This is a genomic window from Candidatus Angelobacter sp. (assembly GCA_035607015.1).
In the GTDB taxonomy this organism is placed as follows: Bacteria; Verrucomicrobiota; Verrucomicrobiia; order Limisphaerales; family AV2; genus AV2.
Window position 1 is genome coordinate 1 of record DATNDF010000474.1, and the last position, 2269, is coordinate 2269.

Below are 2269 nucleotides of genomic sequence, written 5' to 3' on the forward strand. Positions count from 1 at the left end.
TTCCTTCGGGGCCCACGCGTAAATCAGGAATCACACCCTCCCTTCATGCTTCCCCGCCCCAATTCCGGTATATTCCTAGTCCTCGGGAGAAAAACGTTTATGCGGCTTCATTCGCTCATACTTGCACTTGCGGTCCTGGCATTCTCTGTCTCATCCGCGGCGCAGAATTCTGTCGGAATCTTCGAAAATCACGCCGACATTGGGACGGTGCTCCATCCCGGATCTGCAGCCTTCAATGCCGCGAACGGCACTTATACATTGCGCGCCAGTGGCGAAAACATGTGGGCCACGCAGGACGCGTTTCAATTTGTGTGGAAGAAGATGTCCGGCGATGTCGAACTGAGCGCCGAGGTGGCATTTCCAAACACTGCCGGGAATCCGCACAAGAAAGCTGCATTGCTCTTTCGCCAGTCACTTGAGCCCGGGTCTGTTTACGCTGATATTGCCATCCACGGTAATGGATTGTTGGCCCTGCAATACCGCGACGAAAATGGCGGCACCACTCATGAGATTAAGTCCAATCTGTCGCCGCGTGACGCCAATGCGGCGCCGACGAGTGCCGAGTTCCATCCGGTGCGTTTGCGCCTTGTCCGTCGCGGAGACTTCCTGTACATGTTCGTCAGCAAGGCAGGCGGCGCGTGGAGTTATGACGGCGAATCGATGCGTGTCCCCATGGAAGGAGACTTCTACGTCGGCCTTGGGTTGTGCGCCCACGACAAAAATGATGTCGAGGAGGCCACTTTTTCGAAGGTGAACGTCCGCAATTTGAGTCCATCGAATGCGAAGCCGGTCCTTTACAGCACGCTTGAGACTGCGCCGGTAACATCTGGAGACCGCCAGGTTGTCTACTACGACGCAAGCCGCTTCGAAGCCCCAAACTGGTCGCGCGATGGCTCGTACGTTCTGTTCAACCGCAACGGTCACCTGGAAAAACTGGCTCTCACCGGTGACACTCCGCAAGTCATCAACACCGGTTCTGAAAACCGCCTGAACAATGATCACGGCATTTCACTTGACGGCACGGAACTCGCGGTCAGCGACAACTCAAAGGAAACTGGATCCGTCGCGCACGATTCGCTGGTTTACGTTTTGCCCATCACTGGAGGCGAACCGCGACAGATCACAAAGACCGGTCCTTCGTATTGGCACGGGTGGTCGCCGGACGGAAAGACGCTCGCGTTTGTAGGCCAGCGCAATGGCGACTTCGACATCTACACGATTCCCGTCACAGGCGGCGAGGAAACGCGCCTGACCACCGCCAAAGGTCTGGATGACGGACCAGAGTATTCGCCGGATGGGAAATACATCTACTTCAACTCAGAGCGCACCGGCCACATGCAGATCTGGCGCATGAATGCCGACGGCAGCAACCAGGAGCAGGTCTTCTCAGACGAATACAACAACTGGTTCCCGCACATTTCTCCCGACGGCAAGTGGATGGTGTTCCTCACCTACGAGCGAGATGTGGCCGGGCACCCGGAAAACAAGAATGTGATGCTCCGGGTGATGTCGCTTGAAGACAAAAAAATCTCTATTCTCGCTCAGCTTTTCGGCGGACAAGGAACGATCAACGTTCCATCATGGTCCCCCGATAGTAAGCAGGTAGCGTTCGTGAGCTATGCGCTGGTCAACCCAGACGATGCTCAACCCGCGAGCAAATAAAAAACAGACTGGAAGGGCGCTGTCACTGTGACTTAGTCACGTTCGCGGCTTGCGGTCCTTTCTGTCCTTGCACGATCTCGAAATCCACCGGATCGCCCTCCTGCAGACTTTTGTAGCCTTCTGCAGTGATGGCGCTGTAGTGGACGAACACGTCCGGTCCATCATCTCTTCCGATGAACCCGTACCCTTTGGCGTTATTGAACCACTTTACTGTGCCTTTCAATCGATCCACGTACTCCCCCTGCCAGTGCTCAAACTCGAACACTGAGCCGATTTTGATTTCATTGTGCGACCCGATGTAGGGGGGCTGTCAAGACGGGAAACACTTTAGCTGGACACCAAAATACTTAAAGCAGGTTACGAACGACTCCGTCGAAGCTGCTGATTTCGCTGTGTATGGAACCACATAATTCCAGCAATGGTTTTGGCGTCCTGAATGGTGTTGTCTAACACCATAGCGACGGCTCGGCTCAGCGAAACCCAATGGATTTCGATCACTTCATCGTCCTCGGGTTGCGCAGCACCGGGTTTGGGACCACGAGCCAGGTAGATGCTCATGGCTTCAGCAACAAAGCCCGGACTCGCCCAAAAGCGGAGCGCCTTCTTC

At 55.1% G+C, this 2269-nt stretch carries 3 protein-coding genes; 1 reads left to right on the forward strand and 2 read right to left on the reverse strand.

From position 1 onward, the window contains the following. Window positions 1-207 precede the first annotated feature (207 nt). Window positions 208-1662 carry a hypothetical protein gene (locus VN887_18910; GenBank protein ID HXT42086.1) on the forward strand — a complete coding sequence of 485 codons (1455 nt, stop codon included), beginning with the start codon at window positions 208-210 and terminating at the stop codon, window positions 1660-1662. A gap of 22 nt (window positions 1663-1684) precedes the next feature. Here the strand turns inward: VN887_18910 and VN887_18915 are convergent, their stop codons facing one another. Beyond that, window positions 1685-1894, reverse strand: coding sequence for a cold shock domain-containing protein (locus VN887_18915; protein ID HXT42087.1), 210 nt, complete (start codon window positions 1892-1894; stop codon window positions 1685-1687). 125 nt (window positions 1895-2019) lie between these two features. Next, the coding region (locus tag VN887_18920; protein ID HXT42088.1) for an NUDIX hydrolase at window positions 2020-2269 on the reverse strand (250 nt) is incomplete at its 5' end.